14 protein-coding genes and 2 pseudogenes are annotated in these 16,810 nt (G+C 49.4%); 6 read left to right on the top strand and 10 right to left on the bottom strand.

The features are described from left to right. Nucleotides 1-130 precede the first annotated feature (130 nt). Nucleotides 131-487: a Dabb family protein gene (locus Dvar_RS20895; RefSeq protein ID WP_419663890.1), complete on the top strand. Its 357-nt coding sequence runs from the start codon at nucleotides 131-133 to the stop codon at nucleotides 485-487. 53 nt (nucleotides 488-540) lie between these two features. Here Dvar_RS20895 and Dvar_RS20890 read toward each other — a convergent pair whose 3' ends face one another. Next, a complete protein-coding gene (locus tag Dvar_RS20890; protein WP_419663889.1) occupies nucleotides 541-1,050 on the bottom strand; it encodes a hypothetical protein in 510 nt (169 codons plus the stop codon). 456 nt (nucleotides 1,051-1,506) lie between these two features. Here Dvar_RS20890 and Dvar_RS20885 point away from each other — a divergent pair, with 456 nt between their 5' ends. Together Dvar_RS20885 and Dvar_RS20880 are read left to right on the top strand one after the other, a co-directional pair. Further along, nucleotides 1,507-1,989: an adenosine-specific kinase gene (locus tag Dvar_RS20885; RefSeq protein ID WP_419663888.1), complete on the top strand. Its 483-nt coding sequence runs from the start codon at nucleotides 1,507-1,509 to the stop codon at nucleotides 1,987-1,989. 244 nt (nucleotides 1,990-2,233) lie between these two features. Then, on the top strand, nucleotides 2,234-2,803 hold the full coding sequence (locus tag Dvar_RS20880; protein ID WP_419663887.1) for a hypothetical protein: 570 nt from the start codon (nucleotides 2,234-2,236) through the stop codon (nucleotides 2,801-2,803). A 13-nt stretch (nucleotides 2,804-2,816) separates the two neighbouring features. Here Dvar_RS20880 and Dvar_RS20875 read toward each other — a convergent pair whose 3' ends face one another. Then, entirely contained in the window at nucleotides 2,817-3,302 is a 486-nt protein-coding gene (locus Dvar_RS20875; protein ID WP_419663886.1) for a MarR family winged helix-turn-helix transcriptional regulator, read from the bottom strand. A 345-nt stretch (nucleotides 3,303-3,647) separates the two neighbouring features. Between Dvar_RS20875 and Dvar_RS20870 the strand changes: the two genes are divergently transcribed. From Dvar_RS20870 to Dvar_RS20860, 3 genes are all read left to right on the top strand, one after another. Continuing rightward, on the top strand, nucleotides 3,648-3,986 hold the full coding sequence (locus tag Dvar_RS20870; protein ID WP_419663885.1) for a hypothetical protein: 339 nt from the start codon (nucleotides 3,648-3,650) through the stop codon (nucleotides 3,984-3,986). Nucleotides 3,987-4,150: 164 nt separating this feature from the next. Continuing rightward, complete coding sequence (locus tag Dvar_RS20865) at nucleotides 4,151-5,536, top strand: porin (RefSeq protein ID WP_419663884.1); 1,386 nt, start codon at nucleotides 4,151-4,153, stop codon at nucleotides 5,534-5,536. A 348-nt stretch (nucleotides 5,537-5,884) separates the two neighbouring features. Next, nucleotides 5,885-7,513 (top strand): FG-GAP-like repeat-containing protein, encoded by a 1,629-nt coding sequence (locus tag Dvar_RS20860; RefSeq protein ID WP_419663883.1) that lies wholly within the window; start codon nucleotides 5,885-5,887, stop codon nucleotides 7,511-7,513. Between the two features lie 105 nt (nucleotides 7,514-7,618). On the opposite strand, the gene Dvar_RS20855 is transcribed toward Dvar_RS20860, so the two are convergent. From Dvar_RS20855 to Dvar_RS20820, 8 genes and pseudogenes are all read right to left on the bottom strand, one after another. Continuing rightward, a complete protein-coding gene (locus Dvar_RS20855) occupies nucleotides 7,619-8,098 on the bottom strand; it encodes a hypothetical protein (RefSeq protein WP_419663882.1) in 480 nt (159 codons plus the stop codon). 105 nt (nucleotides 8,099-8,203) lie between these two features. Beyond that, nucleotides 8,204-8,818, bottom strand: coding sequence for a 2Fe-2S iron-sulfur cluster-binding protein (locus Dvar_RS20850; RefSeq protein ID WP_419663881.1), 615 nt, complete (start codon nucleotides 8,816-8,818; stop codon nucleotides 8,204-8,206). Between the two features lie 85 nt (nucleotides 8,819-8,903). Next, a complete protein-coding gene (locus tag Dvar_RS20845) occupies nucleotides 8,904-10,547 on the bottom strand; it encodes an NADH-ubiquinone oxidoreductase-F iron-sulfur binding region domain-containing protein (protein WP_419663880.1) in 1,644 nt (547 codons plus the stop codon). Between the two features lie 12 nt (nucleotides 10,548-10,559). After that, nucleotides 10,560-10,985 (bottom strand): annotated as a pseudogene (locus Dvar_RS20840) (NAD(P)H-dependent oxidoreductase subunit E); the annotation flags it as partial. An 87-nt stretch (nucleotides 10,986-11,072) separates the two neighbouring features. After that, a pseudogene (locus tag Dvar_RS20835) lies at nucleotides 11,073-11,837 on the bottom strand (hydrogenase iron-sulfur subunit); the annotation flags it as partial. A 75-nt stretch (nucleotides 11,838-11,912) separates the two neighbouring features. Then, on the bottom strand, nucleotides 11,913-14,996 hold the full coding sequence (locus Dvar_RS20830) for an FAD-dependent oxidoreductase (RefSeq protein WP_419663879.1): 3,084 nt from the start codon (nucleotides 14,994-14,996) through the stop codon (nucleotides 11,913-11,915). A 56-nt stretch (nucleotides 14,997-15,052) separates the two neighbouring features. Further along, complete coding sequence (locus tag Dvar_RS20825; RefSeq protein WP_419663878.1) at nucleotides 15,053-16,207, bottom strand: (Fe-S)-binding protein; 1,155 nt, start codon at nucleotides 16,205-16,207, stop codon at nucleotides 15,053-15,055. Nucleotides 16,208-16,246: 39 nt separating this feature from the next. Beyond that, a complete protein-coding gene (locus Dvar_RS20820; protein ID WP_419663877.1) occupies nucleotides 16,247-16,792 on the bottom strand; it encodes a (4Fe-4S)-binding protein in 546 nt (181 codons plus the stop codon). Nucleotides 16,793-16,810 lie beyond the last annotated feature (18 nt).

The raw sequence follows: 16,810 nt of genomic DNA, 5'->3' as shown, positions 1-16,810 counted from the left end.
CTTCAGTTATAAAATGAAATAATGGCGTTGTCCACTGTATACCTCAGGATCAACCGACAGTTCAATCTGCCATTCAGCTTCGCTTTTGCTTGTGCTATAAGGGTAAGCCAAAAAGGAAAGGATACGGATAATGATTACTCATGTCGTAATGATGAAATTTAAATCTGATGTAACGGAAAAAAATATCGATGAACTCGAGGCGCTGCTGGGCGAGCTACCTGACCGAATCAACGAAATTCAAAGTTATGATTTTGGACGGGATGTGGTGCATTCCGAGCGTTCCTACGACTTTGTCCTGGTATCGGTGTTTGCCAACCTTGACACGCTGCAGCATTATCAGCAGCATCCCGACCATCAGGTGGTGATCAAAAAATTAAGCGTCATGTGCGAGAACATCATCGCTGTGGATTATGAGAACCAGCCTTATCACAAGGCCTCTGATGATGAACCAGCCCCATGGGACAACAAACAATTATTTAAAAGGTAGCCTCCCGTTTTCGGGAGGCTTTCTACCTGCAACGGCCAAAACCACAAGCCATATTATTTAATGGGCATGACCGACATCACCTGGATGACCTGGTTCTCATCAACTTCGGCAATGGCACCAGTGATCTTGACTTTTTTTCCAACCATTTCCGCCAGGTCCTGCCCCATCACGAGGAAAAGATCACTCTCGGTAACGACCGCAAGTCCTTTTTCTGTATATGTTATGATTCCATCGACTTCGCTGGGCTTTTCGGGTGCTTTTGTCGCCGCCTCAGCGACTGCTTGTTTTTCTTTTTTTTCAAGTTGACTTGTATCCATGGATTGGTTTTCAGAACAGGCTAAAAAAACGATGCAAGCGGCCCCTACAATGGAAATAATACTAAATAATTTCAATCCTTCCTCCTCGTTTGTGGATGATAGATAAGTCACGACGAGATTATCGTTGACGGATTTTTCGATCCCAAGGACTGTTAGGGGCAATATATCGACGATCAGTATGAGCTGCATTCCAAAAACAAATCCAGAACCCTCAAAAACCGGGACCGTTTTTTGGTTTTTGGGCAAAGCAAAAATCGTTCCACTTTTTAATCATCTATAATTACAGTTTTTTTTAAAATTCACCACAATATTTAGCGCATTCGATTGCGTTTTTTGCACATTATCCGGCAATTGAATGATATTCATATTTTGTATGAAGATAAAATATTTCAATATTTTCCAACATACTTCAATCCATTATAACCTTCTATTTTTTAATAGAATTCATTCGTTTTAATCGATAACTGCTGAATTGCCAACGATGGCAAAAAAAATACAAATTGGAGGTGAAAAAATTGTAACCTGTTAAGGGTAGAAAACGAAAATACTTGTTCTTGTTGACCTGCGGCGATCTCTCTGAGATACTCGTTGCCACCACCCAAAGAAGCACACAAGCTCATGATCGGAGACAAAAAAAGGCCGGCGATGCCAACATCGCCAGTTCTCCATCAATCCTCAGATAAACAGGAAGAGAAGAATACCATGGAACTGAAAATCGTCACCATCGAAAACCCAGAACTTCACAATTTGATTTTAGGGCAGTCCCATTTTATTAAAACCGTGGAAGATATCTACGAAGCGATCATCAATACCGTACCCGGTGCAAAATTCGGCATCGCATTTTGTGAAGCGTCTGATGTATGCCTTGTTCGTTATGCTGGAACGGACGACGAGATGATTGCGCTGGCCCAGAAAAACGCAATGACTCTTTCGGCCGGGCACAGTTTTATCATTTTCATGCGGGATATGTTTCCCGTTAACATTCTCAACGCCATTAAAGCGGTCCCTGAAGTGTGCCGAATTTTCTGCGCGACCGCCAATCCGGTCGAGGTGGTTATCGCCGAAACGAACCAGGGACGCGGAATTATGGGGGTTATCGATGGTTTTTCAACCAAGGGCATTGAAGGTGACGCCGATATCGCCAAGCGTAAATCCTTTTTGCGAACGATTGGCTATAAAATGTAAACAAAAATAAAGCACTTCACCACTATCCCAATAGCGATATCCCATTGATGGTGCCCAATCATCCTTGTTTGCCTATTTCTGGATGGACACCGCATAGGGATTGTTGTAATCCTTAGTTGGTATTGATATGCTATTATGAAAGATCAATATTGAGGATAATGGCATTCCATACTGGGTTTTGTCATTTTTCGATACTATTACGAACTGTTATACCAGCAACATATTTTTTAGGAATAACAACATCGTGGATTCAAAAGACGGATATTGGCAGCGTCAGTTCTATTTCCTCCGGAGCTTGGGAATTTTTTATGTTATTTTGATTGCTCTGTTTGCCATTCCCCTTTTAGGGACCTTTGTGGTGATCCTGATCAAAGGGGCGCTGGATTTACGGTATGTTATTATCGCTGGTGGGATAGCAGGATTGATCGTCTTGTGCTGGCTTGCCGTTAAACTATGCCGGAGGCTATGGTTTCGATTCCGACAAAACGGCTCTTTGGTTCGCAAAGAGGTTCGCCGCAACCTGCTATTGGGCAAACCGGTTGAACTTTCAATTTTTAATGGAATGGTAAAATTTTCCTGCGGACACGATCAGGCCGATACGCGCCCTGCCCTACCGCAGGAAAATCGACCGTTGTTGCCATCGGCCAATGGGAATACCAATACAGCTGATATTCTTGATCAGTTGCAGCATCTTGCAGAACTCAAACAAACCGGTGCCATTGATACCGATGAATTTGAAACACTAAAAGCGATGTTGATCGAATCATCGGCGTCCTCGTCGTCCTTCAATATTGAAAGAAAAGGTGAGTGCTAAGTTTGTCGGTTCATCAGAATTGACCAAAATCCTTTTTATCCGGCGACAATAGGCTGTTTTTCAATATCGTATTTATTTTTTCCAGAAATGCTGATTTTTCGTTATTCGACAACCCCTTCAACATCATCTTCAAACTGCTGTCCTTGTCCTTTTCGATGGTTCTGATCGCATCTTTTCCTTTTTGTGTTATTTCTAGAATCGTTACGCGATCATCCGTGGGATCGGATTTTTTGACGATAAATTCATCTTTTGCAAGCCGTTTGGCCACACCGGTAATGTTGGCGTTCGGCACAAGCATGATGCGGCTCACGTCACTGATCCGGCTACGGCCATGACTGCTGGCATCGAGTGCCCGTAACAGATTGTATTTCGAAAAGGATAGGCCATATTTTTTAAAAACGCTAGAATGGACTCTTTTAAAAAATTCGGCGGCTCTCACGGTTGCGATCAACACTCTTTCGTCAATCGTCAGGTTGCTTTTGTAGTTAGAATTGCTCATCGTCTGCTTTTTCCCTCATCCCCGCCTATACGCGTTTACATCAACAATGAATGGACCCCCCATTTTTATTCAACACGTAAATTATCCTATCCTGCGTATCGATTCAACACACGAATGATCCATTCTTCTACAAATAATTTACAAATACTATTGACACAACTTGTCCAATAGAGATATATAAATTTAATTACTCAATGTATTTAATAAATTAAATTCATTTTTTAAACTTTATGATGCTTTAATTTTGCATCATTTCTGCGTTGCGAATTGATTGACTCTGTTTCGCAAACTGTTTGTTGATTGAATGTTGCTGTTACTCCTTGTACCCGCTATTTTTGAGAGTTTATGGTTAGACACGCAGAAAAGAAGCCCAAATTCGTAAATCCTCGTTCAGCAACCGATGGGAATGGTTTGGTGTGCGGGGAATTACGATTATCTGCACTGATCATCTTTTTTATCGACCTTTCCGCAAACAACGCCCCCCCCACTTCATCTTTCAAGTACCAACGCCATCGCAACGATTATTCCGGACACGGTTGCGATGGCGAAATACATATCACTGCCGGGAAGTTAGCAGATTATTGGTTTCTGTTGATTTGTTGCGAGCCCTGCTTCAAGGTATCCCGCGATGAAGAACCAACCGGCTCAACATTTTCATTTTTTTTATTGGGGGAAGGTGATTGACCATCAGGTCTGCATCGACAGGTAGCCTTTTTTTTGAGGATCGACTACGGTCGTTGTTTTTCTTTGACATAGTCTTCCACAAGCTTCCTGTAAAGCAACATCTTTGGTGCATATCGTTGATAGTCGTCACCCATGTTAACTCTTTCGGAGGAGGAAAGTAAAAAATGAAAAATTGGTTTGTAGTTTTTTTGGCAGTGTCACTGGTTGTAGCCATGACCGTCCCGGCGGCGGCAGAGCCCAATCTGAGCATCAAGGGCGAGTATGTCGTCCAGGGCTTTCATGCAGAAGGCGTTTTTTCTCAGAATCAAGGATTGGCCGAAACGCTTGACGAAGACGAACTCGACTATGTTTACCAGCGCTTCCGTCTGGCTCCCACGTTCAAGGCCTCGGACAATGTCTCTGCTCATCTGCGCTTTGACTTTGCCGAAGGCATGTGGGGACACGATCAGGATTTTGATACGAACCGAGCCGGTGACACATCAACCAACAATGACGATTCCGAAATTCAGGTGGATCGCGCCTATGTTGACGTAGACACCACATGGTTGCGTGTTCGCGCCGGCCTTCAGTTTTTCCCGGTTGGTCAAACCCAAGTGTTCCGTGACAATGAACCGGGCCTGCAATTCGACATCAAAACCGGCACCCCGTTTGGCATCCGCCTGGGGTGGATCAAAGCGTGGGAAGGAATCGGCAGCGGTACGGATAGCACACGCTTGTTCAGCCTGAGGGATGAAACGCCCGAAACCAAAGATCAGGATCGTTATCTGGCTGTTTTGGGGTGGAAAAGTGACACGTTTGCCGCCAATATTTTCGGTGTGAAGCAATCGGATAGTGGCCATGGCGCAACCCCCAATGGAACGGGATTCGATTATAACAACCAAGAAGAACCGCACGTGTTTGGTTTACGTGTCAGGATGGATCTTGGCGCTTTAGCCGTTCATGGTGAGGTGGCGCAGTTCGGCGGTGAGCTTACCTATGAAGAAACCGACACGACCGTTGACTATACCGGAACCCAGGTCAATGTAAACGGTATGTTCAACATCAGCGATGCCCTGAAGGTGGGCTTGGACCTGTTCTACTCATCCGCCGCGGGTGACAATGAAAAAAAGATAACCTCCATGGGTAACCCCTTTGCCTCCTACGACATCCGCAACGGTGGGTCCATGGGCTGGGATACGGAAACCTATGGGCGTGCCAATGGTTTTCTCTTTTCATCAGTGATTCCTCCCGGCCCCCTGCCCGGCGATGTATTTGACCCCTATTTACAAGGCACCGGCTCCAAGGGTGCGGGTGTAGGCGCCATGTACACAATGTTTGAAAAGCTTTCTTTGATCGGTCAATTCCATTACATGGTCGCCGATGACGACGATCTCACCGGCGTCACCGGTGAATTCGAAAAAGGCTACAACCTGCTGGCGGCAGCCGTTTACCCGATCGCTCCCAAAACCACTCTGCACGCCACCTATCAACGGGTCGATGCCAGTTTCATGGACGATATTGATCCAGACCCGTCCAACGTTTACAGTTTGTGGATGCGGGTGCTTTTTTAATCGGCATACATCGTAACACCCACCGATTCCCATGGCAGTTCGTTGCCATAGCGAGAATCGATGCGAAATATCGGGAAGCCTGCCCCTGGCAGGCTTCCCTTTTAATAAACGGAAAGCGTTTTTTTAAAAAGGGCAGATAAACATAGGGTTTTTACCATACAAAGCTTACAGCTTGACTCCCCTGACCGGATATGTAAAGGGATTATCATTCTTGACGGATTCTTCCGAACGGAACTTTTTACGAGTTCATCATGCTTGGCATAGCTACAAAAATGATGCCCAGCAGCGACGTAGCGGTTACGAACGGCGCCCTTCAATAACCTGTACCAACAAAAGCGATGGGAAGCTGTGAACAGAACAAAACCGGTTTACATAGACAAATTCTTTTTAATCTTCATTGGAATAACAACTTTTGTTTTCAGCGTCCTTTCGACACCGGCGCAAATCAGTCAGGCAGGTGAAACGACCCGCATTCTGATCGTTCCGTTTACCATCAACGCAGCTGAAAAATTCAGTTACCTGCAGCAGGGAATCAGTGATATGCTGACCTCGCGATTGGAAAAAGACAGCAACGTCACTGTCGCTACTGCCGATGGGAAAAGAGATAACCTGAAGGCCTTATCCCAAACGGCCGCTGCCGATTATGTGATCACCGGCAGTGTTACCATCGTGGGCGATAGCGCCAGTACCGATGCACAAGTGTTAAAAGGATCGGCAGTAGACACACCGGTGCTATCCTTTAATCGAACAGGTCGCCAGCAGGCCGAGCTGATCGAGCACATTAATGAATTAGCGGCCACCATTAACACCCGTCTACTCGGGCACAGCCCATCGCAACCGGACCAATCCGTGCCCCCGACGATTGGTAAAAAAACCTCGCCTTCTGTTGTCACCGCACCCATGCCATCTCCCGCGACAGATCGGCACCCTTCCAACGTCGGAAAAACACTCAGCCAAACTGAACCAACTCGACTGCCGGGAATCGGCTCCATCAAGGGCCAAGCTAGCGGTATCTCAGCAGGCGATGTTGATGGAGACGGCATCGCCGACATTGTAACCATCACCAGCAATCATTTGTTCGTTTATCGCTTCATTGGCGCCAAGTGGGCTAAACTCGCCGAATACGACAGTGTAGGCGATTTTATCGGTGTGGATATCGCCGATGTCAATGGCAATGGCAGGCAGGAAATTTTCGTCACACGATTCGGCCAAAAAGATAGCAAAGTACTCTCTTTTGTACTGGAATGGGACGGTAACGACTTGCAACGAATCGCCACCCAACTGCCCTGGTATTTTCGAAACGTGGATTTTTTTCACCGGGGGCGTATACTGGTCGGCCAGCGCCAGGGCCAGGGAAAACAATTCACATCCGGTATTTACGAGATGCAATGGACCAATACGGCTTATACTGCTGGTGAACGGCTTGCCTTGCCGCGTAATCTGAATATTTTTGGATTTGCCTGTGGCGCTGTCCGATCACCAGATAAACCTGAAGTGGTGACCTATGATTCAGACAGCTACGTACAAATCCTCAGTCCATCCGGAGAAGAGATCTGGCTCACCACCGAGAAGTACGGCGGGGGGGCAAATTTTATCGTTTTTACGGATGAAGAGCAGTGGGATGAAAAGGAGTATATTTACCTGCCTCCCAGAATTCATCTTCACGACGTAGATAATGACGGCGTTCAGGAACTGTTGGTGGTTAAAAACCAGTTTAGCTTCAAGGGCAGTAGCGTATTGGCTCGCCATCGGATTTACGCCAAAGGACGGCTGGAATGGCTCAAATATCAGAATGCCGGCATCCGCTCCACGTCACACACCATGGACGTGGCCAGGTTTATAGCCGATTCAGCCCTTGTAGACGTTGACGGTGATGGTGATCTTGACGTTGTTGCAGCGGTCGTTAAAAAGACCCGGGGGATTACCACGAAAGGTTCCAGTTACTTGGTCGGTTTTGCTATCAGCAGTATCAAATAAATCGGCTACTCGTAAAAAAAGAACGGCTCCCTGCGCTCAGTTGTAAAATCAGGGAGCCGCTGTATTGACCGATAGGGCTACCATCTATTGGTCTTCATGTTTATTCTACTCGCCCATCTGCTTTTGAACCTCGGCAAGCTTGCGGATATGCCCTTTTTCTTCTTCTATCAATCCATCAACGATCTTCTTATCCGCATCATTCAAAAAGGGCATGAATTCACGGAAGTAAAGGATAGCGTCCTTTTCAAAGCCGATCGCCAATTGAAAGACATTCTTGGTGTCGATGGCCTCTTTCACGAATTCGGCCGAATCAATTTTAGAATAAAGACGATCATCGATCATCGAGTCCATATAGGCGTCCATATCTTCGTCATACTCATCTGCGCGGGTTTCTGCCGGCAGACTGTCCCGAAGTTTCGTGAACGCCGCCACGTGTTTGTCTTCCTCGTCGGTCAGAAACTGAAAAAGATCCTTCATCTTTTTGTCCGTGCTAAGTTCACAGACTTTCGCATAAAAAGCTTTGCGCCTTTTCTCTTTTTCAACGGCGGACTCGGCGATTTCGCGTGCTGAAAATATGACTGCCATGCAAGGTTCCTCCCCTGATTATTCTATGGTTGCGATGATGCAGCCCGCGATGCAGCTGCTTTTTTGGCGTACGCGGTACGATATACTGTTTTAACCTGGTCGCCCTCATGCCTTGGCTGCCGTCTCCAGCTTGAGTGTAGGGAAAGCCAGCGCATGCGTCAGGTGATATGCCGCCTGCAAATAAGAAGTGGGGCACAGCGGAAAACACTCCTTGCAGTCCCAGCATTCCTGGGCAGCCAGTTCCGGAATAAAATTGATTTCCCGCTTGGCACCATGGTCGACAAAGGCGATCACATTCTTCTGTTTCACCTCGGCGCAGTACCTGACACACAGCCCGCACAGAATGCAAAACGAGGAAGATTTGGGGAACCGGTCCTTGTCTGCCCCATATTCTTTGGCCAGCTCCTTCATCTTCTCTGAATCCGGTGCGTGGGCAAGCAGGAACTCCAATATCAGTTTGCGGATTTTATCAACCGTTTCAGACCTTGTACGAACAATCAGATCCGCCTCGACCGGGAAAAGGCAGGCCGCGACAAGCTTGGTGCGTCCCCGCGTTTCGGCTTCCACGGTGCACAGCCGACATCCGCCATAAGGCTCCAGCATCTCGTTGTGACACAAGGTGGGGATATGGATATCGGCACTTTTGGCAGCCTCGAGTACGGTCATGCCTTCTTTAGCCTTCACTTCCCTGCCGTCGATGTTCAATGTAATATCACTCATCAAGCTTCACTCTCTGTTGCGTTGGTTGGTCACAACCATAGATGATTTTAATTATCCTGCGCGTCTACAAAATTATCGATAGACACTACTTGATCGCCGCCTCATACTCTTCTCTAAAATACTTTAGCGTACCTTTAAGCGGGTCGGTGGCCGTTTTCCCCAACGAGCACAGGGATGCGGCACTCATCACCTCGGCAATCTCCTGCATGGTTTCGATGTCGCCTTCTTTGCCGTTACCGTCACACATATCGCCTAAGATGGTAAGCAGTTGCCGAATACCTTCGCGGCAGGGCACACATTTGCCACAGGATTCATTGGTCAAAAAGGTAAGGAAAAAACGGGTGGCGTCGACCATGTTGGTATCCTCATCCATGACCATCAAGGCCCCGGCGCCCATGGGAGCCCCCACCTTTTTGAGTTCATCAAAATCAAGGGGCGTGTCAATCAGGCTTTCTGGAATCGAACCGCCCATGGCTCCGCCAAAATGAATGGCCTTGATTTTTTTACCCCCCGGAACGCCGCCGCCGATATCGTAGATGATTTGCCTTAAGGTGGTTCCAAACGGCACTTCCACAACACCGGCGTTGACCACATTACCGGACAGGGAGATCATCTTGGTCCCCTTGCTGCGCTCCGTACCGATGCCGGCGTACCAGTCGGCCCCCTTCTCGATGATCTGGGGAACATTGGCCCAGGTTTCCACGTTGTTCAGGTTGCTGGGCTTGTCCCAGATACCGTGGACCGAGGTGCGGATGTATTTGGGCCGCGGTTCCGGGTTCTTACCCTCGATGGACCGCATCAAGGCACTGGATTCACCGGAAACGAAAATACCAACGTCAAAATGCACCTCGACGTCAAAGCTGAAACCCGAGCCCATGATATTGTCACCCAACAGGCCATATTCTCTGGCCTGTTCGAGAGCCCGATCGATGTTCTTTTTGAGCTGCTTGGAGTCGTGGCGGGTGTAGATAAATCCCTGATGGGCTCCGATGGCATAGGCACCGATGATGAGTCCCTCCAACACCAGATGGGGATTGCCCGTAAAGATCGCCCGGTCCATGAATGCCCCCGGTTCCCCTTCATGACCGTTAACAATAACGTATTTCTCTTTATCTGGCGCGTTGCGCGCGGTCTCCCATTTGAGGCCCGCCGGAAAACCGCCGCCGCCCCGTCCGCGCAAATTGGCTTTTTTGACTTCGCCCAGTACATCCTCGGGCTTCATTTCAAAAAGCGCCTTGGAAAGGGCCGCGTAGCCGCCATTTCCGATATAATCCTCAATATTGGTTGGATCGATGCGCGTATTATGGCTGATCAGATTGCGGCGCTGGAGCTTGTAAAAGGGGATCTCGTTTAAATGAACCGCTTTTTCGCCGCTCACCGGATCCGTGTAAACCAAGCGGTCAACCACGGTTTTCTCCTGAATGGTCTGTTTCACGATTTCAGGCACATCTTGCGGTGTGACCTTCACGTAGTAGATCTCTTCAGGATAGATGGCGACATTGGGTCCCTGTTCGCACATGCCGTGGCAACCGGTGGCCCTGACGTCCACTTGATCGGTCAAGCCCTGTTTTTCGATTTCTTCCTGAAAGGCCCGGATCACCGCCCCGTTGTCCAACCCGTGACATCCCGCACCCGCGCAGATCGCAATCGCCGGTTTCTCAGGATCTTTGCGGGACAGGATATCCGCTCTTAATGCATTCAACTCAGCAGCTGAATTTATCCTTGGCATAATAGTCTTTCCTTACGCGTAGTTTTTTAGCAAATCTTTCGCCTTGTCAGCTGAAATCCTACCGTGATGCTCTCCATCGATAATGATCTCTGGTCCTAACGTACAGCACCCCAAACAATTGCCGGTATCCAGACTGAATTTGGAATCCGCGTCCATCTCACCGGGCCGGATGCCGATCAGTTCCTGAACCGAAGCGAGCAGGTGATCTGCCCCTCTGAGGTGACAGGATGTACCGTTGCAGACGTGGACTTCGTGGCGTCCCTTAGGCGTTAAGCTGAAGGTCTTGTAAAAAGAAGAAATCTGTATGACCCGGCTCAAGGGAACATTCAGTTTTTCACTGATCAGGGTTAAAATCTCCTTGGGCAGCCATTTATTCTCACTCTGCACATCCATGAGCACGTGGATCAAGGCCCCAGGATTACCCTGGTACTTTTCAATGATCTGATCGATCTTGTCATTACCCAAGGCCAGCGGTTTAACCTCGGCCGCTGCCTTGGCCGCCGATTCATCCGCATCCGGGTTGTAGGCGGCGGCAAGCATATTCTTTTGTTCGTCAAAGCGGCACATTCCCTGCCGGGCGGCGATGTTGACGTGGCGCGATATCTCGGAAGTACTCAGACCGATGATCTTGGAAAGTTTTCCGGTTGAACGGGGCTTTTCCCGCAAAAGGTCCATGATCTGACAGATGGCCAGTTTATCGGCAATCAATTCCTGGAACATGGTGGCAAATTCATCACTGGCGTAGAACCCCTCAACCGCTTCGACACTTTTGGTGGTTACCCGAAATCGCTCCCGTTCCACCAATCGAATATACGGAATCATGCTTTGCAGGGTTCTCAGGCGGAAAGCGAGCACGTCTTCATCGATTCCTTCGGCTTTGCCTAAGGGGCCGATCGATTTCACCGTCTGGGAAAAATCGTTCATGACCTCTGCATAGCGGCTGCCTTCGGATGCCGCGATCCATTCCAGCCGCAGGCGCTTCGGGTCAAGACCGATCAGTGCCAGGAGTTTGCGGCTTAGGTTAATCATGCTCAAGGCCAAGTAATTGCCCTCGGTGATGTAATGGCACTCACCGGGCCAACATCCGCCGATTAACACGCCGTCTTTTCCATTTGCGATCGCACGCAGCACAAACGACAGGTCGACTCTACCGGTGCACATCACACGTATGATTTTGATATCAGGCGCAAATTGTTGTCTGGAAACTCCAGCCAGGTCCGCAGCGGAATATCCTCACCAGTTACAGAGGAAGCCCAATATCTCAGGCCGGAACTCGCGCATAGTAGCCATTTAACGTCACTCCTTAGTGATCATGGTTTGCTTTAATCATGAATCCATACAATACGGTCAAACCTACTTTTTCGTTTAAGCCGCATCGATCTGGCAAAGTATTTCTTCGTTTGTAAAGTGCTTCAGATATATGGCCCCGGTGGGGCACCTTGTGTTGCAAAGGCCGTCCCCTTTGCAGAGAATCGGATTGACCCGGGCTTTCTTCCCTTTGGGGGTATCTGCGAATTCGATTGCATCATAGGCGCAAAGGGAGATGCAGGCCCCGCAAGCCTCGCAAGCATCCTCATTGACCTCACAAATCGCGCCCGAAGCCGTCACCGAATCCTTGACCAGCACGGTTGCCGCACGACCGGCAGCCCCATAGGCCTGGCTGATGGTCTCGTTGATGTGTTTGGGATAATGGGCCGTACCGCAAAGGAAAATACCATCCGCGGCAAAATCCACCGGTCGCAGCTTGACGTGAGCCTCCTGGAAAAAGCCGTCCGGGTTCATGGCCACCTTGAACAGTTTGGCCACGTCGGCACTAGTCTTTGATGGAACCACGGCGGCGGCCAATTGGAGAATATCGGCGTCAAGCAGCAGCTGGTCTCCCAGCACATGGTCGGTTACCGTCACCTGAAGCATTTGGCGGCCACCTTCCTCGACGGCTTCCACTTCAGGCTTGTCATCCACGGTGTAACGCACAAAGCGGATGTTCTTTTCCGCGGCTTCACGATAAAAATCCTCCTTGAAGCCGTAGCTACGCATATCCCGGTAAAGAATATAGATATCCATATCCGGGTTCATGGCCCGAAGTTCAAGGGCGTTTTTGATGGAATGCCCACAGCAGACCCGGCTACAGTAGTTTCTTTCCTCGTTGCGGCAGCCCACACACTGAATCATCACCAAGCTTTGGCAGTTTTTCAATCGTTCGTCCTGCCCAACGATCATCGACTCCAGCTCAACCGAAGTCACCACGTTTTCATTTTCACCGTAGAGGTACTCGGTGGGTTTATACTCTTCCGCACCGGTGGCTATTATGGCGGCCCCATGGGGAATCTTTTTTATTCTTCCCTCGGATTCAATTTTGGTATTAAAATTACCGATGTACCCACTCACATCCAAAATTTTTGCATCGTGGGAGACATGAATGGAAGGATGCCGGTAGACCTGACGGATCAAATCTTTAACATGCCCTTGAACATCCATGCCCTCAAGCGTGTAGTAAAGGTTGCGCGCCATGCCGCCCAGCTCAGACGCCTTTTCCACCAGGTAAACCTGGAATCCCTGGTTCGCCAAACTTAATGAACTGGTCATTCCGGCTACACCGCCGCCAACCACCAAGCAGTTTTTGTTCACCGGCAAATCGAATTCTTCCAATGGCTCGAGCCGCGTCGATCGCGCCACCGACATCCGGACAATTTCTTTGGCTTTCTGGGTTGCTTTTTTACTCTCTTTGGAATGCACCCAGGAGCAATGCTCACGGATGTTGGCCATCTCGTAAAAGTATTGATTGATTCCGCCTTCACGACAGGTATCGCGAAACAGCGGCTCATGGGTTCGGGGGGTACAGGCAGCGACCACCACCCGGTTAAGGCCCTTTTCACGAATGGTATCGGAGATCTGCTGGGCATTGTCCGTGGAACAGGCAAACAGGCTCTCCTGGGCATGCACGACGCCTGGCAAGGTTTTGGCGTATTCGACGACGTCAGGCACATCCACCACACGACCGATGTTGGCGCCGCAGTGGCATACGAACACGCCGACCTTGGGTTCTTCGCCGCTAACGTCGCGTTCCGGCGGATAGACGCGGTCTTTGGCCAAATCGCCCCGGCGGTAGGCCAGAAACTGGCTACACAGGGCATCGGCGCCACTGGCGGTGACGACCGACTCGGGAATATCGATGGGCCCCTGGAACGCCCCACTGACAAAAATACCCGGACGGGATGTTTCAATGGGGTTGGTCGTTTTGTTCAGGCAGAATTGATGCGGGTTGAGTTCGATACCGAACTTTTGGGCCAGATCCAAGGCGTCTTTGGGCGGTGCAAGCCCGACAGACAGCACCACCATATCAAATTCTTCTTCTTTGACGCCCTCGTCAAAGGTCGAATAACGGATGGTAACATTCTTGGTTTCGGGGATCTCCCGCCCGATCGACACATAACTGCGGATAAAACGCACATCAGGCAGATTCTCGGCCCGCTGATAGAATCGCTCGAAGTCTTTGCCGAAGGCGCGGATGTCGTTGTGAAAAATCGTCGCATCCAGATCGGCATGGTGATCCTTGGACAGAATCACCTGTTTCTGGGTGTACGCACAGCACACCCCGGAACAATAGCTGTTGCCGCCCTCAATGACCTGCCGTGACCCGACACACTGAATCCATGCAATTTTGTGGGGATGTTTACCATCTGACGGACGCAGGATCTCCCCATCGTAAGGTCCAGTGGAGCACAGGATGCGTTCAAAATCCATACTGGTAACCACATTCTCAAAGATGCCATAGCCATAGTCACCACGGGGACGCGGGTCAAACACCTCGTACCCGGGTGCCAGAATGATCGCACCGACTTCAATTTCCAGCCGTTCGGGTTTCTGGTCCAGATCGATCGCGTCGTTCTTGCAGACCCCCTGACAGATGGTACATTTCTCATCCTGCAAATAGAGGCAGGCTTCGGGATCGACATAGGTAATCAGCGGAACGGCCTGGGAAAAGTAGATATGGATGGCCTTGTTCAAGGAGAGGTTCTGGTTGTACGGGTCGGGAACCTGAACCGGGCAGTACTCAACGCAAACCGTGCATCCGGTACACTTCTCCTCGATGATGTAGCGAGGTTTTTTGGTCAGGGTCACCATGAATTCACCGGCTTCCCCTTCCACCCGTTCGACCTCGGTGTAGGTTAAAATTTCAATATTCGGATGCCGGCTGCACTCGATGAATTTGGGGGACTCGATGCACATGGAGCAGTCATTGGTGGGAAAGGTCTTGTCAAGTTGCGACATTTTACCGCCAATGGCCGGAGATTTATCAACCAAATAGACCTTAAACCCGGTTTCGGCCAGGTCGAGAGCGGCCTGGATGCCACTGATTCCGCCACCAACAATCATGACGTCTACACGCTTATCGTCTGCTGAACTCTCAGCGGCTCGTTCTTCGACTGTTTCTTTTTCCAATTTCATCCGTCCTTGTCAGGTGTCTACGGTTCCTTGAATCGTATCCTTATATAAAAGGAACGTTATTCGATCACGTCCTGGACAATTTCCATAATATCCTTGATTTCCAGCCGGTCCTCGTATTCCATGGTCAGCCGGCTATCCTCAAAGTTGGTGATGCAGTAGGGGCAGGAAGTCACCAGCTCCTGGGCTCCCACGTCTAACGCCTGATCCAGTCGGATGTCTGAGAAACGTTCACCTTTGAGCGTATCCATCCAGATCCGGCCACCGCCACCGCCGCAACACAGACTATCTTTGCGTGAGTCGATCATTTCCACCAGTTCCAGTCCCGGTACGCGATCCAGAATTTCGCGCGGCTGATCATAAATCCCGTTATGCCGTCCAAGATAGCAGGGGTCATGGTAGGTGACTTTCTTGTTGTATTCACCACTGATGATCAGGCGCCCGGTTTGAAGCAGTTCAAGGATGTATTCGGTGGCAAAGACCACATCAAAGTGCACCATGAACTCGGGGTATTCATTCTTAAAGGTATGATAACAATGCGGGGAGGAAACCAAAATCTTCTTCACGCCATGATCGATGAAGGTTTTGATATTCTGCCGGGCCACATCCCTGAAGACATCTTCGCTTCCCGTCTTGCGGATGCTTTCTCCGCAGCAGTTTTCCTTGTTGCCCAGAATCCCGAATTCAACGCCGGCTTTTTTCAGAATGTTGGCTGTGGCCACAGCCACTTTTTTCATTCTGGGATCATAGCTAAAATAGCAGCCGGCAAAGTAGAGAATTTCCATCTCTTCGGAAAACGGTTTCAAGGACAGGTCTTTGGCCCACGCATCGCGTTTGTCGCGACTTTCGCTCAAGGGGTTGCCTTCGGAAATGATACCCGCGCGAGCCGTCCGTGCCGATTTGACAGAAGCTGGAAACACCTCATATTCCGAAGCCATGCGGCGCAGAGAAACGCCGATGTCGATTTGTTTGACGCCCCGGGGGCAATTGTCCGCGCACCGGCCACAGGTGGTACACAGCCAGATATCTTCACCATCAACTTCGGTGAGTCCCAAGTTTGCCTGCCGGATAATCTTGCGTATGCTGAAATCGCGGACTCGGTTCCATGGGCAGACGGTATCGCATCTCCCGCATTGAAAACACAGCTTGGAAATCTCTCCGCCGGCGTCTACGATCTCCTCGATTACTTCTTTGAAAGGTGCTAGTATTTCCACGTGATAGGTCGCCTATTCTTGGTTTTCATCAATGATGGGTTAGCCTTTGGTTGCTTTGTTCACCGCCTCTTTTACCGATTTGGCGCCATATCTGCGTATGAGTGCCTGGATGCCGATTTCAATTTCACTGCGACTCACTTCTTCTTCAACGACTTCCTCTTCTCTTTCTTCATAGGTCAGCGCATCGAATTCGCAGGCCTGCACACACATGGGCTCAGGCAACGGCGGTACACTCTCACACATGTCACACTTCAGCGGCAAACCGGAGTCCGGCTCTTTGAAATAATCTCTGGACGGACACGATGCCGGACAGAAGGCACACTCGGAGTATTCCTTGCCGTCAATGACATAAATGTTTCTGCCGTTACATTCGGCATGCGTATAGTCACCGGCACGAATTGGTACATACTGATCCTTGATTTCATCCATAAGGACTCGAATACGAGACCTTGCCGGGTTAATACTGCTGTATTTCGGCACGGAGTGAAATGCGGAACAGGCCAATTCGCAGGACCGGCAGCCCGTGCATTTATCGATGTCGACTTTTATTTCTTTGATGATTTTCTTTTTTGAACCAGCCTTCACGGTAACCACCCCCTAGCG

The sequence above is a fragment of the Desulfosarcina variabilis str. Montpellier genome, assembly GCF_048565275.1.
Lineage (GTDB): Bacteria > Desulfobacterota > Desulfobacteria > Desulfobacterales > Desulfosarcinaceae > Desulfosarcina > Desulfosarcina variabilis.
The sequence above is the reverse complement of the archived record's forward strand: the minus strand, read 5'-3'. Positions and strand labels throughout refer to the sequence as shown.